This is a genomic window from Micromonospora sp. RB23 (genome assembly GCF_053585025.1).
Genome location: NZ_CM132111.1, coordinates 85,341 through 108,610, shown reverse-complemented (window position 1 = coordinate 108,610; position 23,270 = coordinate 85,341). Strand labels below are relative to the sequence as shown.

General features: G+C 69.6%; 23 protein-coding genes and 2 tRNA genes. 11 read left to right on the top strand and 14 right to left on the bottom strand.

All coding sequences use genetic code 11. The annotated features are described in order from the left end of the window. Nucleotides 1-57: 57 nt before the first annotated feature. Nucleotides 58-213 (bottom strand): hypothetical protein, encoded by a 156-nt coding sequence (locus tag ACTFTM_RS00375; protein ID WP_357131644.1) that lies wholly within the window; start codon nucleotides 211-213, stop codon nucleotides 58-60. 143 nt (nucleotides 214-356) lie between these two features. On the opposite strand from ACTFTM_RS00375, the gene ACTFTM_RS00370 reads away from it, so the two are divergent. Further along, complete coding sequence (locus ACTFTM_RS00370) at nucleotides 357-899, top strand: YbhB/YbcL family Raf kinase inhibitor-like protein (RefSeq protein ID WP_449563911.1); 543 nt, start codon at nucleotides 357-359, stop codon at nucleotides 897-899. A 96-nt stretch (nucleotides 900-995) separates the two neighbouring features. On the opposite strand, the gene ACTFTM_RS00365 is transcribed toward ACTFTM_RS00370, so the two are convergent. Then, a complete protein-coding gene (locus ACTFTM_RS00365) occupies nucleotides 996-1,706 on the bottom strand; it encodes a class I SAM-dependent methyltransferase (RefSeq protein ID WP_449563910.1) in 711 nt (236 codons plus the stop codon). Between the two features lie 213 nt (nucleotides 1,707-1,919). Between ACTFTM_RS00365 and ACTFTM_RS00360 the strand changes: the two genes are divergently transcribed. Then, nucleotides 1,920-3,749, top strand: a complete 1,830-nt coding sequence (locus ACTFTM_RS00360) for a hypothetical protein (protein WP_449563909.1) — start codon at nucleotides 1,920-1,922, stop codon at nucleotides 3,747-3,749. 18 nt (nucleotides 3,750-3,767) lie between these two features. Here ACTFTM_RS00360 and ACTFTM_RS00355 read toward each other — a convergent pair whose 3' ends face one another. The 3 genes from ACTFTM_RS00355 to ACTFTM_RS00345 form a co-directional block, all read right to left on the bottom strand. Further along, nucleotides 3,768-4,550, bottom strand: a complete 783-nt coding sequence (locus ACTFTM_RS00355) for an IucA/IucC family C-terminal-domain containing protein (protein WP_449563908.1) — start codon at nucleotides 4,548-4,550, stop codon at nucleotides 3,768-3,770. Between the two features lie 195 nt (nucleotides 4,551-4,745). Next, nucleotides 4,746-5,645 carry a hypothetical protein gene (locus ACTFTM_RS00350; RefSeq protein ID WP_449563907.1) on the bottom strand — a complete coding sequence of 300 codons (900 nt, stop codon included), beginning with the start codon at nucleotides 5,643-5,645 and terminating at the stop codon, nucleotides 4,746-4,748. Then, complete coding sequence (locus tag ACTFTM_RS00345) at nucleotides 5,642-6,160, bottom strand: SigE family RNA polymerase sigma factor (protein WP_449563906.1); 519 nt, start codon at nucleotides 6,158-6,160, stop codon at nucleotides 5,642-5,644. Before ACTFTM_RS00345 ends, ACTFTM_RS00350 begins: the two co-directional genes overlap by 4 nt. A 159-nt stretch (nucleotides 6,161-6,319) precedes the next feature. On the opposite strand from ACTFTM_RS00345, the gene ACTFTM_RS00340 reads away from it, so the two are divergent. Continuing rightward, nucleotides 6,320-7,849, top strand: coding sequence for a peptide deformylase (locus ACTFTM_RS00340; RefSeq protein ID WP_449563905.1), 1,530 nt, complete (start codon nucleotides 6,320-6,322; stop codon nucleotides 7,847-7,849). Between the two features lie 72 nt (nucleotides 7,850-7,921). On the opposite strand, the gene ACTFTM_RS00335 is transcribed toward ACTFTM_RS00340, so the two are convergent. Beyond that, a complete protein-coding gene (locus ACTFTM_RS00335) occupies nucleotides 7,922-9,037 on the bottom strand; it encodes a globin domain-containing protein (RefSeq protein WP_449563904.1) in 1,116 nt (371 codons plus the stop codon). A 144-nt stretch (nucleotides 9,038-9,181) separates the two neighbouring features. Between ACTFTM_RS00335 and ACTFTM_RS00330 the strand changes: the two genes are divergently transcribed. Continuing rightward, complete coding sequence (locus ACTFTM_RS00330) at nucleotides 9,182-9,952, top strand: CPBP family intramembrane glutamic endopeptidase (RefSeq protein ID WP_449563903.1); 771 nt, start codon at nucleotides 9,182-9,184, stop codon at nucleotides 9,950-9,952. Here ACTFTM_RS00330 and ACTFTM_RS00325 read toward each other — a convergent pair. After that, nucleotides 9,913-11,484 (bottom strand): hypothetical protein, encoded by a 1,572-nt coding sequence (locus tag ACTFTM_RS00325; RefSeq protein ID WP_449563902.1) that lies wholly within the window; start codon nucleotides 11,482-11,484, stop codon nucleotides 9,913-9,915. The genes ACTFTM_RS00330 and ACTFTM_RS00325 overlap by 40 nt on opposite strands. Before the next feature lie 145 nt (nucleotides 11,485-11,629). Between ACTFTM_RS00325 and ACTFTM_RS00320 the strand changes: the two genes are divergently transcribed. Together ACTFTM_RS00320 and ACTFTM_RS00315 are read left to right on the top strand one after the other, a co-directional pair. After that, nucleotides 11,630-11,720 (top strand) — tRNA-Ser (locus ACTFTM_RS00320). Between the two features lie 35 nt (nucleotides 11,721-11,755). Then, nucleotides 11,756-11,828 (top strand) — tRNA-Arg (locus ACTFTM_RS00315). Nucleotides 11,829-11,981: 153 nt separating this feature from the next. Here the strand turns inward: ACTFTM_RS00315 and ACTFTM_RS00310 are convergent. From ACTFTM_RS00310 to ACTFTM_RS00300, 3 genes are all read right to left on the bottom strand, one after another. Continuing rightward, a complete protein-coding gene (locus ACTFTM_RS00310) occupies nucleotides 11,982-12,548 on the bottom strand; it encodes an RICIN domain-containing protein (protein ID WP_449563901.1) in 567 nt (188 codons plus the stop codon). Nucleotides 12,549-12,756: 208 nt separating this feature from the next. Continuing rightward, the gene (locus ACTFTM_RS00305) at nucleotides 12,757-13,515 is read right to left on the bottom strand and encodes a type 1 glutamine amidotransferase domain-containing protein (protein WP_449563900.1); all 759 of its coding nucleotides are present in this window, start codon (nucleotides 13,513-13,515) and stop codon (nucleotides 12,757-12,759) included. Between the two features lie 138 nt (nucleotides 13,516-13,653). Next, nucleotides 13,654-13,887: a GntR family transcriptional regulator gene (locus tag ACTFTM_RS00300; RefSeq protein WP_449563899.1), complete on the bottom strand. Its 234-nt coding sequence runs from the start codon at nucleotides 13,885-13,887 to the stop codon at nucleotides 13,654-13,656. 350 nt (nucleotides 13,888-14,237) lie between these two features. Here ACTFTM_RS00300 and ACTFTM_RS00295 point away from each other — a divergent pair, with 350 nt between their 5' ends. Both ACTFTM_RS00295 and ACTFTM_RS00290 read left to right on the top strand, forming a co-directional pair. Then, entirely contained in the window at nucleotides 14,238-14,546 is a 309-nt protein-coding gene (locus ACTFTM_RS00295) for a hypothetical protein (RefSeq protein WP_449563898.1), read from the top strand. Nucleotides 14,547-14,757: 211 nt separating this feature from the next. After that, complete coding sequence (locus ACTFTM_RS00290) at nucleotides 14,758-15,123, top strand: peptidase inhibitor family I36 protein (protein ID WP_449563897.1); 366 nt, start codon at nucleotides 14,758-14,760, stop codon at nucleotides 15,121-15,123. Here the strand turns inward: ACTFTM_RS00290 and ACTFTM_RS00285 are convergent. Next, on the bottom strand, nucleotides 15,114-16,418 hold the full coding sequence (locus ACTFTM_RS00285) for an MFS transporter (protein ID WP_449563896.1): 1,305 nt from the start codon (nucleotides 16,416-16,418) through the stop codon (nucleotides 15,114-15,116). The genes ACTFTM_RS00290 and ACTFTM_RS00285 overlap by 10 nt on opposite strands. Before the next feature lie 123 nt (nucleotides 16,419-16,541). Here ACTFTM_RS00285 and ACTFTM_RS00280 point away from each other — a divergent pair, with 123 nt between their 5' ends. The 3 genes from ACTFTM_RS00280 to ACTFTM_RS00270 are packed head-to-tail and all read left to right on the top strand — an operon-like array spanning nucleotide 16,542 to nucleotide 19,141. Further along, a complete protein-coding gene (locus tag ACTFTM_RS00280; RefSeq protein ID WP_449563895.1) occupies nucleotides 16,542-17,072 on the top strand; it encodes a DUF2243 domain-containing protein in 531 nt (176 codons plus the stop codon). Then, nucleotides 17,072-17,911: a cytochrome c oxidase assembly protein gene (locus tag ACTFTM_RS00275; RefSeq protein WP_449563894.1), complete on the top strand. Its 840-nt coding sequence runs from the start codon at nucleotides 17,072-17,074 to the stop codon at nucleotides 17,909-17,911. Before ACTFTM_RS00280 ends, ACTFTM_RS00275 begins: the two co-directional genes overlap by 1 nt. A 27-nt stretch (nucleotides 17,912-17,938) precedes the next feature. Beyond that, the gene (locus tag ACTFTM_RS00270; RefSeq protein WP_449563893.1) at nucleotides 17,939-19,141 is read left to right on the top strand and encodes a low temperature requirement protein A; all 1,203 of its coding nucleotides are present in this window, start codon (nucleotides 17,939-17,941) and stop codon (nucleotides 19,139-19,141) included. A 63-nt stretch (nucleotides 19,142-19,204) separates the two neighbouring features. Here the strand turns inward: ACTFTM_RS00270 and ACTFTM_RS00265 are convergent, their stop codons facing one another. The 3 genes from ACTFTM_RS00265 to ACTFTM_RS00255 form a co-directional block, all read right to left on the bottom strand. Continuing rightward, nucleotides 19,205-20,503: a poly(ethylene terephthalate) hydrolase family protein gene (locus ACTFTM_RS00265; RefSeq protein WP_449563892.1), complete on the bottom strand. Its 1,299-nt coding sequence runs from the start codon at nucleotides 20,501-20,503 to the stop codon at nucleotides 19,205-19,207. Continuing rightward, a complete protein-coding gene (locus ACTFTM_RS00260; RefSeq protein WP_449563891.1) occupies nucleotides 20,500-21,618 on the bottom strand; it encodes a ricin-type beta-trefoil lectin domain protein in 1,119 nt (372 codons plus the stop codon). The genes ACTFTM_RS00265 and ACTFTM_RS00260 overlap by 4 nt, the downstream gene beginning before the upstream one ends. A gap of 246 nt (nucleotides 21,619-21,864) precedes the next feature. Further along, nucleotides 21,865-23,025, bottom strand: coding sequence for a low temperature requirement protein A (locus ACTFTM_RS00255; protein WP_449563890.1), 1,161 nt, complete (start codon nucleotides 23,023-23,025; stop codon nucleotides 21,865-21,867). Between the last annotated feature and the right edge of the window lie 245 nt (nucleotides 23,026-23,270).

Genomic DNA, 23,270 nt, shown 5'->3' with positions numbered 1-23,270 from the left:
GCGCCGGCTCGTTCGCCTCCGGTGCCTGGCCCTCCGGTCACCCCCGCGGGTCGGCGGCTACGTACCCTCGGGTTCGTCCCGTCGGGCTTCGCGGATTGTCGTGTCGGCGAGTCGTTCGACGGCACGTCGACGCTCCTCGGCGAGCGCCCGCTCGTCGGGTTTGCGCAGGACGCCGACGACGGCGACCAGAAAGTCCCGCCAGATGCTGAGCAAGAAATTCCCCTCCTGGACGCTTCAGGCGCATCACCCTAGCCCGCGCTCCGTGATCCGGCACACCCCGACCAATCGGTCGTTCCACGCCGTGGAAAGGGGTATGAAGAGGCAGGTATCTGCCCACTCCGGAAGGACGCGTCCCGATGACCCTGGAACGACCCATCGCCCCGGACCCGTACGAGCTGCTGCCCACCGTTCCCTCGTTCACCCTCACCAGCGACGACGTGCAGAACGGCGAGCCGATGGACATTCGGCACGCGCATGGCAGCGCCGGCGGCGAGAACGTCTCCCCGCAGCTGGCCTGGTCGGACTTTCCGGCCGAGACCAAGAGCTTCACCGTCACCTGCTACGACCCGGACGCGCCGACCGGCAGCGGCTTCTGGCACTGGGTGCTGGTGAACGTGCCGGTCGACGTCACGCAGCTGCCAACCGGTGCCGGCGGTGCGGCGGGCACCGATCTCGGCGGCGCGTTCTCGGTCCGCAACGACTACGGCGAGCAGGGCTACGGTGGCGCTGCGCCGCCGCCCGGTGATCGCCCCCACCGGTACGTCTTCGCGGTGCACGCCCTGGACGTAGACCGCCTGGAACTGACCCCCGACGCGAGCCCCGCCTACGTCGGCTTCAACCTGACCTTCCACACCCTGGCGAGAGCGGTGATCCGCCCCACCCACCAAACCAAGGAGTAACCCGCCTCCCTGCCGCGCCGATCTTGCACTTTCTGCGCCGGCATTCCCCCGCATAAGGGATGTAACGGCAACCGAAAGTGCAAGATCGGCGAAAAATCAGGCCGGGACGCGGGCTACTGCGAAGACGGACTGGCCGAACGGCGGGCGGACGACCTGTTCGGCGGCCTTGGTGGCGGGGAGAACCAGGGTGTCGTACACCTTGACCATCGGTCCCTCCTTCGGCATGAGCCGGAAGACCTTGGTGGCCATGAAGTAGCCGATCAACCCGAGCGCGTTCGCGTAGTGGATCTTCTCGACGGTCAGGCCGGCCTCGGTCATCGCCGTACCGAGCGTCTTTTTGGTGTACCGGCGGACGTGGCCGGTGGCGATGTCCGCCGGGCTCATGGCGAACTGGAACGCCGGTACGATGATGATCACCGCGCCGCCGGGTCGGACCAGGTCACGCATGCTGCGCAGCGCGCCCACGTGGTCGTCGATGTGCTCCAGGACGTTGTACGAGACCGCGGCGCTGTAGTTTCCCCGGTCGTTGTGCGGCAGCAGCATCTGCCGGACGTCGACCCCCGGCTGCTCGGCGAGCCGCTCCTTGAGCTGCACGAGCCGATCGGGGTCGGCCTCCGTGGCGGTGAACCGGGGCAGCCGCTGCGACCATTCCAGCGCGTAGTCGCCGAGGCCGCTGCCGATCTCGATGGGGTCGTCACCGAGGTACGGCACCGCCAGTTCGACGAACCAGCGACGGTGGTTGACGGCCATCGCCAGGCCCTCAAGCACCTCGGACTGGACGCGCTGGTCCCCAGTGATTTCTGCCATGCGTCGATTCCTCACGATATGAACTCGACCCGTGCCTGGACCGACAGAGTGAATCATCCGCTTGGATGGCAGAGGAATCGGGGGAGCTGTTGGCCGAATTGCGGGTCGGGGGGGTGGGCACGTGATCGGCGGTCGGCGAACCCGGCACATAGTACGGCAGTACCCCGAAACATGTCACGGCACCGTCATACGCTGACTACCCTATGAATTGTCATGACTACTCCCGAATCGGACGCTCCTGGCGACGGCCCGTCCACCGCGTCGCGGGTGGAGGAGCCGGGCGACGGCGATCGGTTGCGCCGCAACGGGAAGTGGGTCGATCTGGCCGCCGTGCTGAGCTTCGTGGTGCTCGGCTTCTGGGTCACGGGACGTCTCTGGTGGGACCCGGGCAGCGGAGTGCGGGACAACCGATCGGACCAGTCGCAGTTCGAATGGATGATGGCGCACGGTGCGCGGGTGGTGACGCAATTCGCGTACCCGTTCCACTCGGATCAGATGAACGTGCCGGACGGCGTCAACCTGATGGCAAATACGTCCGTATTATCCATTTCATTGCCAATGACGCCGATCACCCTGCTGTTCGGACCACGTACGGCGTTTCTCCTTTTCCTCACTCTCGGAATGATCGCCACCGCCACGGCCTGGTACTTCCTGCTCTCCCGCGTCCTGGTCGGAAGCCGGGGGCCGGCCTGGCTGGGCGCGGGCTTCTGCGCCTTCGCGCCGGCCATGGTGTCGCACGCCAACGGGCACCCGAACATCGTGTCGCAGTTCGTCGTCCCATTGATCATCTGGCGTACGCTGCGGCTCGCCGAGCCCGGCCGCTGGCTGCGCAACGGCGTGCTGCTCGCGTTGGTGATCGTCTGGCAGGCTTTTCTCAACCTGGAGATCCTGCTGATGAGCGCGATCGGGCTCGGCGTGGTCGTCGGCGCGCTGGCCCTCGGCCGCCCCGCTCTGCGGTCACGGACCCGGGGGTTCCTCGCCGGCCTGGCCGTCGCCGCCGTGGTCGCCGGCTTACTGCTCGCGTACCCGCTGTACGTGCAGTTCTTCGGACCGGGCGCCTACTCCGGGCTGTCCAGCCTGATCCGTGGCTATTCCAGCGACCTCGCCTCGTTCGTGGCGTACTCCCGGGAGTCCCTGGCCGGTAGCCCGCGCACCGCCGCCGGCCTGGCCAAGAACCCGACCGAGGAGAACAGCTTCTTCGGCTGGTCGCTGCTCGTGCTGGTGGTCGCCCTCGTCTGGTGGCTGCGGCGGTCGGCGGTGGTGCTCGCGCTGGCCGGCCTCGGGCTGCTCTTCGCGGTGCTCTCACTCGGGCGGGAGATCCGCTTCAACGATCGTGGCACCGGGTTGCCGGGGCCCTGGGCGGCGCTGGAGAACCTCCCGATCCTGCACTCGGTGGTGCCGACCCGGTGGGCGCTGGCGATCACCCCGATCATCGGGGTGCTGCTCGCCTACGGCGCCGAGCGCGCCCGCGAGTTGGCCCGCGCCCGCCCGGCCGCCCGGCCGCAGATCCGCTTCGCCACCGCGACCGTGCTGACGATGGCCCTGCTGCCGATCCTGCCCACCCCGCTGCCCGTGGTCCAACTCGACCCGGTCCCCACCTTCGTGACCAGCGGGGCCTGGCGGCCCTACGTGGCTGGTGGGCGCAGTGTGGTGACCCTGCCGCTGCCGGACACCACCTACGCCGAGCCACTGCGCTGGTCCGCCGTCACCCGTCTCGACATGCCGCTGGCCCGGGGCTACTTCCTCGGCCCGGACACCCGCCCGAGCGCCCAGCCGCCGAAGGTCGCGCTGTTCACCGCGCCGCCCCGGCCCACCAGCAGCTTCTTCGCCACCATCCGTCGCACCGGCGCGGTGCCGCCGATCACCCCGCAGAGCCGGGTCAAGGCGGTCGACGACCTGCGCTACTGGCGGGCCGGCGTGGTGATCCTCGGACCGCACGAGCACGAGATGGAACTGCGCCGCGGAATGACCGAGCTGACCGGTATCCAACCGACCTTCACCGGCGGCGTCTGGGTGTGGGACGTCCGACCACTGACCGACTGAAGGGCGGGACGTGTCGGGTCAGCCCTGCCGGACGCAGCAGCCCTGGCAGACCTTGGGGCTGGGCAGCGTGAAGGCCAGGCAGCAGGTGCGCCGCTGGACGGTCGGCTCGCCGGCCGGGCCGGGAACCAGCTCGACCAGATCGGCCAGGTCGAGCGCGCCGAGCAGGGTGTCGATGCTCTCCACCGTCGAGCCGGGCAGCGCGTCCGCGGCGCGCAGGACGCCGTGGGCGATGCCGGACGCGACCGAGCCGAGCAGGGTGCGGGTGCCCACCCGCACCTCCGTCTGGATCGCCGCGATCAGCGGGGCCAGGTGGGCGTCGAGCAGGGAGGTCCGCAGCTCGGCGAGCAGTTCCGCCTCGCCCGCGACGACGCGTACCTCCGGCAGGCCGGAGAGCGCCAGCGGGTCGCTCGGCAGCACCGCCACGGTGGTGCCGCGGCGCAGGCCCAGCGTGATCAGGGGCCGGTGGTCCTCGAAGTGGATCAGCACGTCGGACGGGTGGAGCAGCGGAACGCGGCGGGCGGAGGCCCAACCGAGCACGACCGGCAGCGCCGTCCAATAGCTGTACGACTTCCAGGCCAGCGCGGCGCAGGCGTGCGGGGTGCCGCCCCAACGGACGCCCGCCGCGCGCAGCAGCTCCGGCAGGCGGGTGCCGTCGATCAGGGTCGTGGCGGGCGCCCAGCCGAGTTCGTCGTCGACGAGCAGGCCCCGGGCCAGGCCGGGGAGGTCGTCGGTGCCGAACATGGTCCGCAGCGCGGCGGTGACGGGGGCGAGCGGCGTGGCGGTCACGTCCCGCCTCGGCATCACCGCAGTCACCTGAGCCGTCCCCCGTCTGAGTTGCCGAGGCGTTCCCCGGCGGACGACCAGGTGCCGTCCTGAGCTAAGGCTAGCCTAACCAAGCTCGCCGGTATATGCGAGCGTCTGTAATCCGAGCGACAGGCCGGACACCTGGAGAGGCCCTGGACCGCGTACCGCGATCCAGGGCCTCGTAAACGCGGCTCAGCCGTTCAAGCCGCAGTCCTTCGCCGGCGTGGGCGTGCACGGCAGCTTCCGGTAGTCGGCCGGCGGCGAGACGGTCACCTTGGCCAGGTTGTCCTTCGTGCGGGGCAGCCACTCGTAGTCGCTGGTGGTGGTGCCGGTGAGCAGCTTGTTGACCACCCGGACCGGCCGGTAGGACTGCGCGTCGACCCAGATCTGCATGGACTCCTCGGTGGCCTTGGCGGCGTCCATGGAGCTGTCCGGGCCGCCCAGCCATTGCAGGTGCACGGTCTGCCTGCCGTTCAGCTGCTCCTTCCCGACGAGCGTCACCTTCCCGCTGTCGACCGCGCTCCTGAGGTCCTTGGGGTTGAGCGACGGCGGTAGGTGTTGGACCTGGTTGCTGTCGGCGGGTGCCAGCGAGGCGACCTGGTAGGTCCACCACTTCTTCTTGTCATGGTTCAGCTCGACGGCGGTGGAGCCGTCCAACGCCAGGGTGTACGAGCGGACGTCGCCATAGAAGATCTTGTTGTCCTGCCGTTCGCGCTTGGTGGTGCGGTCGGCCCACAGCTCGATCAGGCTCGCCTGCTTGCCGTCCCGACCCTGGTGCGTGGCGGTCTCGTGCTGGACGTACCCGGGGAGTCCGCTCAGGGCGGTGGCCGTCTGCTCGGCGACGTATCCGACGGTGAGCATCTCCGGCGCCTCCTTCGGGGCGCCGCCGCCGGGGGCGAACGCCAGCGAGGCGCCCACGGCCAGTGCGGCGACCACCGGCGTGGCGACGGCGAAGCCCAACGCCCGGGTACGACGGCGGTTCCGACGGTGCAGGGTCTCGGTGAGACCCGATGGTGCGGTCATGGTGTGCATCTCCTCGTGGAGCCGGCCGCCCAGCAGGCGGCCCAGCTGTTCGTCGTCGAGAGCGGTCATCGCAGGGTCCTTGCCTCTTCGGTTTCGTGAAGGTCGCCGAGTAGTTCGCGCAACCGCGCCAGCGCGCGGGACGTGTACGACTTGACCGTTCCGATCGAGCAGCCGATCAGCTCCGCCGTCTGCTCGATGGAGAGGTCCTCGAAGTACCGGAGCACGATCACCTGTCGCTGCCGCACGGGAAGTTGGGCGAGCGCGGCGGCGACCGTCTGCCGCTCCCCGACACCGTCGAACCCGGGATCGCTGGAACGGAACGCGTCCGGGCTGTCCGGCAGCGCCGTCTCGCGCGGGCGTCGCAGCAGATCCCTGATCCGGTCCCGGGACAGGTTCACCATGACCTGCCGGACGTACGGTTCAGGCGCCCCGCGGGCCTTCGGCCAGCGACGCATCGTGCGCAGCAGGGCCGTCTGCAGCAGATCCTCCGCGTGGCCCCGGTCCCCGGTGAGGAGGAACGCGAGCCGCAGCAGCGCCGCCGACCTCTGCTCGACGAAGGTGTCGAAACTCGGATCAACTCTCACGGGGATAAGGACTCCGACCGCCCGGCGGGGGTTGCCACCGCCGGCCGCCGTCACAGCGGGCAAGGCACGAGCTGTCAAGCGGTGTGTCGGGAACATGCCAGATGAGTGTGCGCTCGGCCACGGAACGTGAAACTAATACTCCCGGCCGCGAGGAAGCCGATGACGACCTCACCCCTGGAACGGGCTGCCGAGTCCTTTGCGGCCGAGCTTGCCCGCCAGCGCGCCGGGCGGGGCCTCTCCAAGAAGCAGCTGGCCGTGCTGATGGGTTTCGACCCGTCCTACGTGAGCCACGTCGAAGGGCGCCGACATCGCCCGACCGAGGACTTCGCCCGCCGCGCCGAGGCCGTCCTGGAGGCCAGCGGCGCGATCTGGCAGCGTTTCCGGGAGTACGACGACCTCCGGCACGCCCGATCCGGCCAACCGCAGCGCGAACCCCCGCTGGCCGGTCAGTGGCTACCCCCCGGCACCGGTCTCGTGGTGGAGCGGGAACTGGCCACCCTCACCCACACCGACGACGGCTACCGGTGCGTCATCCACCGCGAGCTGTACAACGCGGGCACCGAGCCGGTCACCCGCTACCTCGTCCGCGTCGCGGTGGACCGCTACCCGAACGACCCCGGTCGCTCCAACCGACACCACCGGGAACACCCGCTCACCTTCGCCGAGCTGCAACTCCAGGCCCGGCGCGACGACGGCACCGGCGACCCGGAGCCGATGCACTGGCGGGCGAAACACGACCGCGACGCGTTCAAGGAGATCTGGCTGCTCTTCGAGAACGGCGAACGCCGCTTCCCGCTCTACCCCGGCGACCGGACCAGCATCGAGTACGCGTACAGCGTCGGACACGACAAGTGGGGCCCCTGGTTCCAGCGGGCCGTCCGGCTGCCCACCCGGCGCCTCGCCGTACGCCTGGACCTGCCGGCGGCGCTCGACCCGCAGGTCTGGGGCGTGGAGACCTCGCTCTCGGCGGAGGAGGGCCCGCTGCGCACGGCCCCGCAGCGGCGCAACGAGGGCGACCGGGCGATCTTCGACTGGCAGACCGACGAGCCGCCGCTGAACGCCCGCTACCGGATGCAGTGGCGCTTCCGGGCCCGGCCGGACACCGAACCGGACGTCGACCCCGGCAGCACCCGGGTCCGCCCCAGCGACCGGATGCGCGGGATCGGCATCGTGCAGCGCGGCGACGACCTCCTACGTCAGCCGGTACGTCAGTTCGACCTGCCCGGCGAGGAGCAGGTGGCCCGCGACATCGTGGACCGCCTCACCATGGCGCTGTCCCGGCTCGACGAGCTGCACCCGTTCAGCAAGGGGGTGGGCATCGCCGCCCCGCAGCTCGGCATCGGCCGTGCCGCCGCCGTCGTCCGACCCCCCGACCGCTCGGCGGAACCGGTCGTCCTGCTCAACCCCCGGGTGGTCGACGCCGACCCGGAGACCGACGAGCAGTACGAGGGGTGCCTGTCCTTCTTCGACCACCGGGGTCTGGTGCCCCGACCGCTGCGACTCGACGTCGAACACGCCCAGTGGGACGGCAGCCGGATCATCACGTCGTTCGAGTTCGGCATGGCCCGGCTCGTCGCGCACGAGATCGACCATCTCCAGGGCCGGCTCTACGTGGACCGGATGGCGCCCGGCGTACCGCTGGTGCCGGTCGAGGAGTACCGCGAGACCGGGCGACCCTGGCGTTACTAGGCGGACAGGAGGGGACCGGGGCGCGCGCCCCAGGGGGCAGGGGCACGCGCCCCGGTGTGGGGGGAGGAACGTCTAGAAATCGCCGAACGTGTCGTAGCGGATGTTCGGCGGTGGCACCTCGTCGGCGGCCAGCACCCGCAGCGCCGACCGGACCATCTGCGCCGACCCGGAGACGTAACAGTCGTGCGTGGTCCACGGGCCGTACCGCGCCACCACGTCGGAAATCTCGCCCAGCTCGCCGTCGAAGTCCGGGTCGTCGCTGCACGCCGCGGTGACCGACAACCACGGATGCGCGGCCACCAGCTCCTGCAACCCGGCCAGCCCGTACAGGTCCGTCGCCTGCCGGGCGCCGTAGAAGACGTGCACCCACCGCGTCCGGTTGTAGGTGGCCAACTCCTCCACCAGCGCCTTTATCGGCGCGAGCCCGACGCCGCCGGCCACGCAGAGGATGTCCCGCTCGGAGGAGCGGTCCAACGTCATCGACCCCATCGGGGCCGCCAGACGCAGCAGATGCCCCGGCTGCACCCGGCGGACCAGCGCCCCGGACACCCACCCCGCGCCGGGGCTCCGGACGTGGAACTCCAGCACGTTGTCGTCGTTCGGCGCGTTCGCCACCGAGTAGTTCCGCCACACCCTCGGGTGGAAGCGGGGCAGCTCCAGACTGACGTACTGGCCTGCCCGCCAGGGCAGCGGATGTTGCAGGGCCCGGCAGGTCAGTACGGCGATGTCCGGACCGTGGCGCTCGTGGGTCAGCACCTCGGCGTGCCAGAACGGCGGGTTGTCGTCGTCGGCCGCCCCGGCCACCATCTTCGCCGTGATCGCGGCGTACGCGTCCCGCCACGCCTGGTCGTACTCCAGGTTCCAGCCGTCGCCGGCGGTGCTACGTAGCGCGTCGAGCAGCGCGACGCCCATCGTGGCGTAGTGCCGGTCGTCGACGTGGTACTTGCGGTGGTCGCGGCCCAGCGCGCGCAGGAACTCGTCGAAGCTCTCCGGATCGCCCACGGTGTGGATCGCCGTGATGATCGCCTCCAGCAGGCGGTCACCCTGGCCGGTCATCTGCACCGGGAAGAGCTGCCGCAGGGCGGGGTCGAGCAGGAACACCCGGGCGTAGAAGTGCCCGGTCAGCCGCTCCCGGTCCTCTTCGACCAGGGTCCAGCTCTCCTTCAGCAACCGTGCGACGTTGTCCACAGGTGCTCCTTCTCCAGACGACAGCGGATCGGGCGCCCATAGAATCTCCACGGAGCGTGCACATCGGTCGCACAGAATGTGCGATCGGTTCATGCCGGCCGGTCGGCCCTGCCCGCCGACCGGTCCGTCGGGCAGAGTGGTGCGGTGACCGTTGAGCTGACCCGCCCGGTGTCCCGCCGGCTGCTGGGGACCGAAACGTTGCTGGTCCTGGGCCTGTCCCTCGGCCAGTCCGCCGTCTACGCGGTGGTCTCGATCATCGCGAAGCTGACCGCCGAGGGCCCGCTCTCCAAGCAGACCGCCGCACTGAACACCTCCGCGTCGGCCCGCCCCTGGCTGGACCTGACCTACCAGCTCCTCGGCATCGTGTTCGCGCTGCTTCCGGTGCTGCTCGCCGTACACCTGCTCAGCAGGGACCCCGGCGACCCGGCGCGGACCCTCGGCCTGGACGCGCGGCGGCCCGGCCAGGATCTGGCCCGGGGCGCCGGCCTGGCCGCGCTGATCGGCCTGCCCGGTCTGGCCCTGTTCTGGGTGGCGGCGCACCTCGGCCTCAACGCGACGCTGGTGCCGGCGGCCCTACCGAAGGTCTGGTGGGCGGTCCCGGTGCTGATCCTCGCCGCCGTGCAGAACGCGGTGCTGGAGGAGGTGATCGTGGTCGGCTACCTGGTCACCCGGCTGCGTCAGCTCCAGTGGCGGCTCGCCGCGGTCATCGCGGCCAGCGCGCTGCTGCGCGGCAGCTACCACCTCTACCAGGGCTTCGGCGCGTTTGTCGGCAACGCGGTGATGGGCGTCGTGTTCAGCCTGTTCTACCTGCGCACCCGTCGGGTGATGCCTCTGGTGATCGCCCACACCCTGCTCGACGTGGTCGCCTTCGTCGGCTACGCCTCGCTGCCCCGCGAGTGGTTCGACTGGTTGTGACGTGGCCGGTAGGCGGCCACCGCCCGGGCCGCCAGCCGATCGGCCGCCGCCGCGTCGCCAAGCGTTGCGGCGACCACCGCCGCGCCCGGCACCAGTCGGGACGCCAGCCGCAACGCCGCCCATCCGCCGGCCTGCGCGGTGAGCGGCGCGGCCAGCCGCCAGGCGGCCTCCGCCGCCCTCGGCCACGTCCCCTCCATCGGATCGCCGGCGTCCCGGGCACCCACCAGCGCGGCCCGCGCGCTCGCCGCGTCCGGATGCACCTGGGTCAGTACCAGCAGCTCCTCGACCCGATCGGGATGCGCCGGGTCGCGGCCGTACGCCGCCGCGAGGTGCAACACCAGGTTCGACTGGCTCCACAGCACCGACACCAGCTCCGCCAGCGGCGCGAAGAGACCGGCGAGCGCGGCCGCCGCCCCTCCCACGCCCGCCGCCCGCACGTACCGCCGGGTCGCCAGCCGGGCCAGACCGTCCGCCGGAGCGTCCGGGTACCGGTCCCGCAGCCGCCGCGCCCACTCGGCGGCGCCCGGTCCGAGCGTCCGCACCGCCTCCAACGCCAGGATTTCCGGCGCGAAGCCAGGATGGTCGCGCAGGCGCGCGACGACCGCCGGCAATTCTGGGGTACGCGTCGAAGCCTGCTCGGGGTTGCCCGACAGAACCGCCGCTGCGGCCGGCTCGGGGGTGATCGCGGAAGTCGCCTGTGACGTGGGTGCCGGTGCGACTGCGGGTGCGCTCGCCTTCGGCATGGTGGTTTTGCTCGGGGTGGCCGTCTCCGGCTCTGCCGTGCGCGGGGACTCTCGCGGCGCGACTGGGTCCGAAATCACCTTGTCCTGGGCCGTCGAGCGCGAGGTCGTCTTGCCCGGGGTCGCCTTGCTCGGGGCCGCCTTGCTCGGCGTCTTCCTACTCGGGGTCGTCTTGCTCGGGGTCATGCCGCCGGTGGGCGTGGCGCGCTTGCGGGGGGTCGGCGTGATCTCGGTCGGCTCGGGTGTGACGGGCGTCGCATCAGGGATGGCCGGCGTCGCGTCCGGGATGGCCGGCCTCGGCGGGGCTGGCGCTGGTGCCGTGACGGCTGCCGTGCCGGTGGTGCTCTTGCGTGGCCGGGGAGCCCGCGCCTTCGGCGGCTGGCCTGTCGGTTCTTCCGCCGTGGCGGGAGGCGCCTCGTCCGTGGCGGGCTGAGCTGCCTTCTTGGCGGGCGTGGCGGGCTGAGCTGCCTTCTTGGCGGGCTGAGCTGCCTTCCTGGCGGTCTTCTTGGCGGGGTGGACCGCATCTTCGGCGGGCGGCTCGGCCGGGGTGCTCTCCGCGTCGGCGGGGATGGACTCCGGCTGGCGGGGCAGGGGGCGGTCCGGCTCGGGTGGCTGGAAGATCACCGGTGCCGCCTTGGCCCGGCGCGGACGCGGGCTCACCGGTGCCGCAGGGGCGGTCTCGGCAGACTGCTCGGTCGCCTGCGGAGGCGTGAACGTGGCCCGCGCCGGGCGCCGACGCGGGCGCTCAGCAGGCTCCTGGCGGGTCGGTTCGCTGGGCGGCTGCTCCTGCATATCGATGGAGCGTAGTCCCGATCACGTCGCCGCACAGCGGTGAAATACCGGGGCGGGCCGCCCCGGTCGGCGTACCCCGGAAGTCGCTTTGCCCCCGATGGGTGCCGACCTGTATCCTCGGGCGCGGTGGTCTGCGGGCCACCAGGGAGACTTCGCCTAGTCTGGTCTATGGCGCCGCACTGCTAATGCGGTTGGGGTCTTAAAGCCCCTCCCGGGTTCGAATCCCGGAGTCTCCGCGCGAAAGCCGGGTGTGTACACTGGCTGAGCACGAGCGCCCGTAGCTCAATGGATAGAGCATCTGACTACGGATCAGAAGGTTAGGGGTTCGAGTCCCTTCGGGCGCACAGCGGTTGAGTAGGGAAAAGACCCCTTCGATCATCGGTAATCGATGACTCGGAGGGGTCTTTTCGTGCGGCGGTGCCATCTCCCACGCGCCGAGGGTCAGGCGCGGACGTGCCGCGCCTGACCCTCGGTGTTTGCTACTGCGTCGTCGCAGCCTAGGCCTGTACTGCCGGCGTCCAGGAGAAGATGGCGTTGTTCGCCGTGCTGCACGGGTAGAGGATCAGGTCGGAACCGTTCGACGTCGTGCTGCCCTGCACGTTGAGGCACTTCGTGGAGTTCAGCCGACTCTTGAACTGGTAGAAGTCGAAGCCACCGATCTTCTTCACGAACTGCGGGTACCACTGGTCGTTCATCGTCGTGCTGCCACCACAGTTGTACTGGACGATCTTCGTGCTGTTGGCGTCCGTGCTGCCCTTGATGTTGGCGCACATGCCCGTCTTGCCGTTGATGATCCGCTGGTAGCCACTCGAGGTGGGCCGGAAGATCCAGCGCTGGTGCAGCGGCGTGACACCGCCGCTCCAGGTTGCGCACGTGTAGACCTGGACCTGCGCGCTCAGCGCGGTTGAACCACCCTGGACTTCGACGCACTTGTCGACGGCGCTCGCGGGGAAGATCTCCCACGGTCCGTTGTCCGCGGCGTAGGCGGCGGACGGGCCGACCAGCCCAGCGGCGGCCACCCCGACCAGCGCCGCGAAGACAGCGGCGAGTTTGCGCAGCTTCATACTCGTTCCCCCCAATGATCGACAAACAGCGGGCACGACCCTACCGGGCGCACTCAGCTATGTATATCCCTGAGTACCTTGCTGGATGGCAAGCGACGGGTGCCGGCTCCGCGACAGAATGGATGCGGCGCTACCGACCCGACAGCGCAACCCTTGAGTACGACCACTGAGGCTCGTCCAGGGATGCGGGGCGCAGCCTCGCTGCGTCCTAGCTGCGGGCGGCTCGGCTGTCGAGCAGCGTGCGGAAGGTGTTTGCGAAAAGGTAGGCGTCGCCGGGCCACCGTGCCGAGACGTAGTTGCCGTCCTGGACGACGAAGGCGGCGCTGTCATCGGTGGCCGTGCCGCGTCGGTTGAGGACTCGTGGTCCACGTTCGAGTTGTCCGGGCGAGCTGAGGGCGGCCCGGACCTCGTCTTCGACATACGCGGGGTAGGCGCGGTAGTAGCGTCCGAGTTTCCACGCGGTCAGCAGGTATGCGGCGCGCTCCTGATATTTGAGCAGGCAGGTCGTACGCCGGTCGGCCAGCACACTGCGTCCGGTTGCCGGATCGGCGGTTCTGGCCAGGACCAGGACGCCGTGGCAGATCGCGCCGACCGGACGACCGAGTGCCCAGAACTGAGCGACTTTGTCGGCCAGGACGTCGGAGCCGAGATATTGGCGCATGCCGGGGGCGTGGCCGCCGGGCAGGATGAGCCCGGCGTAGTCGGCCGGGTTCAGGTCTGCCCAGGCCGCCGTGTTGCGGAACTCCGGGCTCCGGGTGAGCTGACGGTAGAAGTGCTTCGGTTCGTCAGCCGCGCCGAGCCGACCGAGAATCACCCCGGTGAGCAGTCGCGGGTCGGCCGCCGGGACTGTCCCTGCGGCTTCGGTCGCGAACTGGATTCGATGCCCGGCCGCGGTCAGAACCTGCCACGGTACGGCGACCTCGGTCACGTCGAAGTCGTGGTCGGGCAGCGGCATGAGGACCTGCATGAAGGTGACTCCCCGAGCCAGGAATACCGGAAATCGGTTCAGAGTAGCGGCCAGCGGGTCGCGCGGCGGTTGTCGTCGTGCCGCCCGCGCTCCTGGCCGACGCCCGGGCAAGTGACGTGGTGCGGAGGGGCCAGAGGGCTACGGCTTCTCGGCGACGAACGTCCCGCGCCCGGTGAAGGTGACAACGAGCCCTCGTTCCCGCAGCAGCCGTACCGCTGCGCGGACCGTGCCACGAGCTACGCCATGCTCCTGCTGCAACGTCGACTCGCTCGGGAGCGGCTGACGAGGCTTGAGCTTTCCGGACTCGATCTGCTTGGCGAGGAGATCGGCGAGCTGAATGTAGAAGGGGACCGGACTCATCTCGTCAATCATGATCGACACGATATGGACGCGCTGCACGACATGGCCAGCAGGTACAGGCAGCCTGGCCTAGGCAGGTTGCGCAGGCTGTACAGGCTGGATAGGTTCGATTACTCTCGAGGTCAGACCTTCGCCCAGGTAGGAGGCACCTCGTGAAGCTCCGGTCGTTCGCCTGTCCTGCTCCACCCCAGCCGGAGAGGCAGGGGTCGCGGTGAGCGCGGTGCCGTTCGAGGTGGAGCTCTCCTGGACGGTGATCGACTACCACCGCATGCAGAGGTGCAGCCGCTGCCACCCGGACGGCTGGTGCCCGAGGGCTGCGGTCGCCCGGGCGCGGATCGTGGCGTGGCGACGGGCGGTGGGTCGTGCACCCATTCAAGAGTGGTGACCTCCTGCACCTCACGCAGGCGGCCAGCGTCCAGTTCTCCCGGCCGTTCCTCCTCCGGCTGATCCGCGTACTCGAAGACCGGATCACGTACGACGGGTGGGTCTGGATCGAGGGGTACGAGCTGGACGCCCGGGGCGAGGCGGTAGCCCGGCGGGAACTCTTCGTCCAGCTCGCCGGTCTCCGGAAGCTCGCTCCGTCGCCCCGTCCGGCGGTCTCCCCGGACCGTAGGGGGCCTGCGCCCGTCCGGAAGGGCGCCCCGATCCGCAGAGTAAAGGGATCTCTCTAGTCCAGATCGTTTCGGGGTTTCGGGCGGGGTCGGTCAAGACCCTCCAAACCCCGCCGCAGCTCGTCTCTGTACGGATTGTTCAGAAGGAATGAAGAACTGGCCGGTAGCTTGGTGACGCATTTTCTGCTGGCTGATTCCTGTTGGAGATGACGTGAAAAAGCGCAAAGCTCTAACGGCCGCGTTCGCTACCACCGCGGCCGTCGTGGCCTCGGTGGCGGTCGCGCCGACGGCCGCACAGGCGGCGTACCGGTGCGCCGAGAAGATCAAGGAGGTCTGCTTCTACGAGAACTTCGGCTGGACGGGTTCGACCATGGCGTTCCGGACCGCCGATGCCGGCGCCAGCTTCGCCGACTTCCGCTGGTACCAGTACACCAACGGAAACAACCTGAACGATTCAGCGTCCTCCGTGTGGAACGGCACTGATCACACGATCGGTGTCTTCGAGCACGGCTTCGCCGCTGGCTCTGGCGGCGGCAGGATCACGTTCGTCCCCGAGCACAGCGGAGTGGATTTCCGGGGTGGCGGGAACGAGATTCCGAACGATTCCGCGTCAGCGTTCACGGTGTTCTACGACTGAGCCTTGTCGTGACCGCCCGCGCTGGCAAAAGGTTCTCCTCCGCCGACGCCTCGGCCCTGGTCGGCCTCGGTCTTGGTCGCCGTAGCGGGATTCGTCTCGGTACGTGACCTGAATAGCAGCAGCACGGTCGGCGGTAGCAGGACGAACCCGGTGAGGATGATCGACGCGGCCGTGCCGATCGCGTCCGCCACCACACCGCCGAGCAGCACGCCGACGATCGAGAAATTGATCATGACGGCGTTGAGCAGGGCGACTCCCCGCCCGCGGAGATCCTCGGGAAGGTCGCGGAGCAGGATGTTCGCCACCGGCACCTGCACCAGACTCATGCCCAGGCCGGCCAGCGCGCACCACACGCAGACCAGCACCAGGCCACTGGCCGGCCAGCGGTCGTCGATCGGCCACAGCACCAGCAGGGACACGGCGAAGAGGGCCACCGCGCCGGCCAGCAATCCGGTCAGCGAGAGCCGCCGGACCAGGGCCGGCCCGAGGAATGCCCCGATGATCGCGCCGCCGCCCAGCATGGCCTGGGCAAGACCGAACTCGAAGGCGGCCAGGTCGAATCCGGTCAGCAGTTGCGTGTTCACATTTGTGGTGAACAGGCCGATCGCCAGCATCACCGGGACCATCGCCCAGGCCAACATTCGCAGCGACCCGATGCTCAGTACACCGCTGACGCCGGTGCGCAGTGAACTCCAGTACTGCCCCAGGCCGGACACCACCACCGTGGTCTCCTTGAGCACCGCGATGCTGCCCAGCAGGAGCGCCGAGACCACGAAGGTCGCGGCATTGACCACGAACGACAGCCTGACGCCGGCCACCACGATCAGCAGACCGCCGAGCAGCGGTCCGGCCAGGTTCAGCGCCTGCACGGTGCTCTGGAACAGGGCGATGGCGACCGGGATGCTGTGCCGGCCGACGACCTTGGGGATGGCGGCCATCCGGGCGGTCTCGAACACCGCCCTGCCCAACCCCTCCAGGAAGATCAGCAGCAACAGCGCCCAGGCCGAGTCCACTGCGAAGACCATCGCCAGGACGATCACCACGCGGGCCAGGTCCGAGCCGACCAGCAGCACGCGGGGCGACATCCGGTCCACCAGGGGACCGATGAACGCGCCGAGCACTCCCGACGGCAGCAGCTGCGCGATGATGATCGCGGCGATGAACAGGGCCGGCGAGTCGGTCAGATCAGCCGCCACATAGATCACGGTGACCTTGGCGATCCCGTCGCCGAGGAACGAGGTGACCACCGCCAGCCAATAGCGAATGTAGACCTGGTCCCGCAGTAGTTCCCGCACGATCACTCTCCCTGCCGCACCGGCCCGCCGCCGATGCTCACACATCCGCCAGTTCCGCCTCGATCCCGTTTATCTGCCCCTAGCGTGGAAAAGGCCACCTCGGGTACGAGGGACGGAGAGGCCATGACAACCACCGCCCACGAGCGCGGGCTCGACCGAGTCGGCCTCCGACTTCCGGGGGTCGTGCTGGGCCTGGGACTCGGCGGCTTCGCCGACGGGATCTTCCTGCACCAGGTCTTCCAGTGGCACCACATGCTCACCAGCACCAATTCCGATCGCATCGGGGTGCGGTACTACAACCCGCACACCGTCTCCGGTCTGGAGATGAACACCGTCTGGGACGGCATCTTCCACGTCGTGTGCTGGCTGTCGGTCCTGGTGGGTCTGGCCATCCTGTACTCCCGGGTCACCCACGACCGGCGCGCGGTGTGGGGTTCGCGGGTGCTGTGGGGCTGGATCATCGCGGGTTGGGGGTTGTTCAACCTCGTCGAAGGCGTGGTGGACCACCAGATCCTCGGCATCCACCATGTTCGCGGTGGCCCGCACCAACTCTGGTGGGACATCGGATTCCTCGTCTTCGGCGCGTTGCTGCTGGTCGGTGGATGGTTCATCCAGCGCGGTGGCAAGGTCGCCGACGCCCACCGCGTGGCCTGATGGGTCCTCACCTGCACCACGAGGGTGTCGCGCCGGGCCTGGCCGAGACGGTGGTGCCCGCCATCGTCCTGCTCGCCTGCGCGGGTGTTTATCTCCACCTGGCGGGACGGGCGCGCCGCCGGAACGCCGTGCAGGGTTGGAACCCATGGCGTACGACCAGCTTCGTACTCGGGCTGCTCCTGCTGGCCGTGGCGCTCCTGCCGCCGCTGGCGCCCTCCGCCCACACGGACTTCCGCGGCCACATGGCCCAACACCTGCTCATCGGCATGTACGCCCCGCTCGCGCTGGTCCTCGCGGCCCCGGTCACGTTGCTGCTGCGGGCTCTGCCCGTGCCCCGCGCCCGCCGACTGGCCGCGCTGCTGCACACCGTTCCGGTCCGGGTGCTGACCCACCCGGCGGTGGCCTTTCTGCTCTCCACCGCCAGCCTCGCGGTGCTCTACTTCACCCCGCTCTACCACCTCTTCACCGGCGATCCGGTCGGTCACTGGCTGCTGCACACTCACTTCCTGCTCTCCGGCTGCCTGTTCGCCTACGTCGTCGCCGGTCCCGACCCGGCGCCCCGACGGCCCGGGGTCCGCACCCGGCTGGTCTACCTCGGTCTGGCGATCGCGACCCACGCCGTCATCTCGCAACTCATGTACGGCGGTTTCTGGGTCGACATCCACGCCCCTATCAGCCAGGTCCAGGGCGGGGCGCAGATCATGTACTACGGCGGGGACATCGCCGAACTGCTTCTCGCCGCCGCCCTCGTGGCGACCTGGCGACCCGAACGCCGCAACCGGTCCGGCGACACCCCCGCGCCGCAGCCCTCGCCCGTGGTATCAATCTTCGATAGGTGATAAATCCGGGCAAATTCGGGCGGCGTGATGTCGACAGGCGCAGCGGGGCTGCTTCGCAGGTCGGACCAGCCGCAGCGGCCGAGCCTCCTGGAACTCTTCTTCGACCTGGTGTTCGTCTTCGCGCTCAACCGGGTCTCCCATCGGCTCGTCGAGGATCTGACCGAGCGGGGAACGGTCCTCGCCGAAGTCGGCGAGACGGTCCTGTTGCTGATGGCCTTCATGTCGCTGTGGTTCGTCACGGCGTGGGTCACCGATCTCTACAGTTCCGAGCGGCCACAGGTCCAGTTCGTGGTCTACACGGCCATGCTCGGCGCTCTCATGATGGCGGTCGCGGTGCCACAGGCGTTCGGTGTCGGAGGTCTGGTCTTCGCCGGCTCGTACGTGGCGGTGCACATCATCCGTGGCCTCGTCATCGTTCCGGCGTTGCGCGGTCTCGAGGCGCAGAGCCGGGCGGCGGGGGTGCTCCTGTGGTTCTCGATGTCCGCCGTGCCGTGGATCGTCGGAGCGCTCCTGCCGGACGCGGCGCGGTCGGTGCTGTGGGCGCTCGCGCTCGCCATCGACGGCACGGCGCTGCTGCTCTTCTACCCGGCGCCGTGGAACATCTCCAGCCGACCCAGGTGGCCCGTGTCGGCGGAGTACATCTCCGAGCGGTACCGGCAGTTCTTCATCGTCGCGCTCGGTGAGTTGATCCTGACCACCGGATCGGCCTACAGCGACACGTCGTTCCAGGAGGGCGGCGCCGCCGCGGCGTTCGCCGTCTCGTTCGCCACGACCGTGCTGATGTTCCGCGTGTACCTCTTCAAGGCGGGCCAGTTGCTGCCTGGGGCGCTCACCGCCGCCCGTGACCCGGCGCACCTCATCCGGGAGGCGTTCATCGCCCACATGCTCATGATCGTCGGCACCGTCGCCATCGCCGTCGGCTACGAAATCGTGATCACCCACCCGTTCGGGCACACCGAGGCGTCCTGGATCGTCGCGATCCTCGGCGGACCGGTGCTGTTCCTGGCCGGACGTTCCCTGGTCGAACACGCGGTGTTCGCGCGGGTGTCCCGCTCCCGCATGATCGGCGCTGTCCTGCTGGTCGCCGTCTCGCCCGTGATGATCTACGTTCCCCCACTGGTGGTGGCCGGCACCGCCGTCGTCGTCCTGGCCGGCATTGCCATCTCGGACGCGATCCGCGCCTCGGGTAAACCCCCCGAGCAGCCGCACCCACCCGGCACCGGACGTTGACGAGTGGTCTCTGGCCGGGCCGGGCCGAACGGCCCGGCCCGGATGTTCAGAACCGGCGGTGGGTCATGGGCTGGTGCAGGTTGGCGACGGGTTGGTCGGCGTACCGGAGCCGAGGAAGCCGAACGTCGTCGTGCCGCCCGGGGCGAGCGAGCCGTTGTAGGTGGCGTTGCGGACGGTCGCGGTCGAGCCGCTGGTGCTCAGCGTGCCGTTCCAGACCTGGCTGATGCTCTGCCCGTTGCCGAGGGTCCAGCGGACGGTCCACCCGTTGACGGCGGTGGTGCCGGCGGTAACGGTGACCTCACCCTGGAAGCCTCCCGACCATGAGTTGACCGTGTGGTAGGCCGCGGTGCAGGCGGCGTCGGACGGTGGCGGCGTCGTCGGGGGCGGTGTGGTGGGCGGCGGCGTCGTGGGTGGCGGCGTGGTCGGTGGCGGTGTGGTCGGTGGCGGCGTGGTCGGCGTACCCGTGGTGGGTGGCGGCGTCGGTTCACCCGGCGGCACCAGGGGGCAGGTGTTGCTGTACCGCGAGACGCCCCGGCTGTCCGCCAGCGGGCAGAGGAACTGGGTGTAGCGCGTGTCGTTGTCGAGGAACGTCTTCAGCCAGGGGATCAGGAGGCGCATCTCGGTCGGGTTCGACCTGGTGAAGGAGAGGTGGTCGTTGCCGGCCAGCTCGGCCCAGGCGTGTTCCACCGAGGCCGGCAGGCTGTTGTAGATGCCCTGGACGTACGAGGGCGTGACCGTCCCGTCGTTCTGGCCCGACAGGAGCATGGTGGGCACCTGCGTGCTGGACATGTTCAGGTTGTTTCCGGGGGTGCCGGGCGCGAGACCGACCGCCGTCTTCAGGGTGGGCCGCCGCAGCGAGGCGAGCAGGGTGCCCGCGCCGCCCGCCGAGTGGCCCATGACGCCCAGCCGGTTCGGATCGACCCGGTTGCGGACCGGGCTCGTACGGGTGAGGTAGTCAAGCGCGGCGAGCAGCTGGGTGGCCCGGGCGTCGGCGCCGTCGGTACGACTGTTGGTCTCGATGCCGATCACCACGAACCCGAAGGACGCCAGCCAGGGGCCCATCCAGGCCTCCTCGTTGGCGAACAGGGCGGAGTAACCGGGGACGATCGCGACCGCGCCCCAGGTGCCCAGGCTGGTGTCGGTGGGGTAGTAGACGTACCCACCGTTGAAGCCGTTTCCGGCCGGGACGGTCGCCTGCGTCGTGGCGAACGGCCCCCGGGTGGCGGCGACGCTGGCCAGGGTGGGATCCGGTCCCCGCTGGTACGGGCTGTCCGCGGCCGCCGCGTCCCGGGTCGCCGTGGCCAGGGCCAGGCCGAGAACCACCGCGAGTCCGGCCGTCAGCCAGCGTGTCGGCGTCTTCATCGACGGCTCCACTGCTGGTTGGTCTGGCCCGTGCACGTCCAGAGGACGAGCTTGGTGCCGTTGCCGGTGCCCTGGTTGTAGGGGTCCAGGCAGAGGCCGGACTGCACGCCGGTGATGGTGCCGTTGGCGTTGACGTTCCACTGCTGGTTCGTTCCGCCGTGGCAGTCGTAGATGGTGACCAGGGTGCCCGGCGAGGTGCCGTAGCCGGCGGCGTCGAGGCACTTGTTGCCGTACACCGTCAGGGCCTTGCCGGACGTGTAGGTCCACTGCTGGTTGGTGCGGCCGTGGCAGTCCCACAACTGCACCTGGGTGCCGTTGGTGGTGGAGGAGCCGGGGACGTCGACGCACCGGCCGGAGAGCGTGCCCACGATGGTGGTCGTGGTGGTCGGGTCGCCGCCGCTGCTCGGGTTGCCGATGCTGCCGGGGACCGACTGCAACGCGCTGTACCAGCGGGCGGCCATCTTGTCGTACCCGCCGGCGGTGGGATGGATGCCGTCGATCAGGTCGGCGGTGGTGAGGGCGCTGTGCATGTCGACGAGGTGCACGCGCTTACCGGCGCTGACCTTGCTCTGCACGATGCCGGGGATCGCCGCGTTGAAGGTGCGGACGGCGTTCTCCTGGTTGCTGTTGGAGAGCGGGATGAGTTGCGCGACGAATACCTCGGCGGTGGGCACGGTGGTGGTGATCTTGTCGATCAGCGTGGAGAGCCGGTTCGGCGCGGTGCTCACGTTGTAGTTCTGCAGGATGTCGTTGGTGCCGATGTGCAGCAGCACGGTCGCCGGCCGTTGGGTGTTCAGCCAGTTGACGATGTTCGCGTCGATCTGGTCGATCCGCCAGCCGGGATGCCCCTGGTGGTCGTGGTCGCCCAGGCTGGCCGGCCCGTTGAACTGCGATCCGACGAAGTCCACCGTGTACCGGCCGCTGGCGAGCCGCTGCCAGAGTCCGATGCGGTACCCGCCGGGCACCTGCGTGCCCTCGGTGATGGAGTCACCGAGGGGCATCACCCGTACCCCACCGTTGGACTCTGCGCTGGCGGGACTGGTGGGTGTTACCACCCCGGCGATCACGACACCGAGCGCGGCGAGCGTCGCGAGCCATCGTGCCCTCTTTCGCATGGATCTCTCCCCTGGTTGGTCGAGCTGGCCGAGGGCGTTGGCCGATCGGTAGGACCGCCACGGGCAGCCGGCAACCTCGGGAGCCGGCGGACCGAGCAGCCGCCGGCTGCCGGGCGTGGCCCGGCTCGCGCCGATCGTCGGATCGGCACGGCGTTGCTGCCTCAGCACTGGGACGAGTGTGAGCGTTAACAGAGATGAGTGTAGATTCATCGGCCCGATCTGGTCTACCTCGACGGCGCCGTGCCCCTAGCTCGCCAGGGCGGGGGCGCGGAGCCGCCAGGTGTCGCTGAGCGTGATACCGACCAGGACGGCCGCCGCCACGACCGTGACGAGGACGGGGTCGAGCAGCACCAGCACGGGCGTCGCGCCGACCAGCAGCGCCAGCCAGGCCAGGCGCGATTTCGGTAGCTGGCCCAGGAGCACGTACTCGGAGTTCATCCGTCCGACCACGAACAGGACCGGTCCGCCGACGATGAGAAGGACCCAGCTCGCCGGGGTGGTGCGCAGGGGCTCGTGGAGTACGAGGTCCACGCCGGCGGACGTGGCGATGACCCCGGTCACCACCAGGGCGTAGACGTACGGCGCCAGGTACACCGAATGGCGTGGTCGCCAGTGCGCCGACCGGTCGACGAGCTTGTTGCTCTGGAGCACGTAGATCTGCCAGAACAGCAGCGCCGTGAGGATCGCGGCGGCGAACGTGATCGCTCGGGCCGGAGTGTGCGAAGTGCCGCCGAACGTCAGCGTGGTCATCAACGTCAGCTCACCGAGCGCCAGGATCGCGATCTGTTGGTAGCGCTCGCCGAAATGGACGCTCAACTGGCTGTACTGCTCCAGCGGTATCCGTCCGCGCAGTGGCGTCGGGTAGCGCAACGCCGCCGCCAGGTAGTCGATCGCGAGCGCGCCGACCCAGAGGCCGGTACGCCAACCCTGCTCGGCGAGGCCGCCGGCGACCCACAGCACTCCGGACACGACGAACCAGAAGAGGAAGCGCTCCTCCCGGGCGTGCGCCCGGCGCGGACGCAGCGCGATGATCAGCGTGATTCCCCGGGCCAGATGGAGGCCGACGTACGCGACGGCGAAGAGGAGGCCCCGCCCGCCGTACGCGCCCGGTAGGGCGACCGCGATCAGGGACACACCGACCATCGTGCAGACGACCACACCCTGGACCGCCCGGAGCTGCGGATCGTAGAACTCGGTGGTGTTCACCGTCACCGACCAGGTCCACCAGGCGGCCAACAGCAGGACGAGTCGCTGCCCGAGCCCACCCCAGGTGGGATCGGCGGCCAACTGCATCGACAGCTGCGCGAACACGGCCACGTAGAAGACGTCGAAGAACAACTCCAGAAGGGTGGCCCGAGCCGACGAGGTGGGCTTCCGTCGTGGCCCGGTCGGGTCCGCCCTCGTCATGGGTCCGCCACTCCCGCCGTCGTCGTCCGCCAACGCTGCCGCGACGACGCCTGACGTCCGAACCCGGTGGCGTGCGGCACACGGCTACCAACGAGCGAGTCGGCCCGGGGATACCTCGGCGGGCGAGGCGACCCAGAGGCAACAGGGACGTAACCAGAATGTCCTCATCTGAGCTGAACCCCGGGCCCTGCTGGCCCGTTTGGGTTGTCGTCACATCAGAGCTGCGCGCCGGGAACGGCACCTCC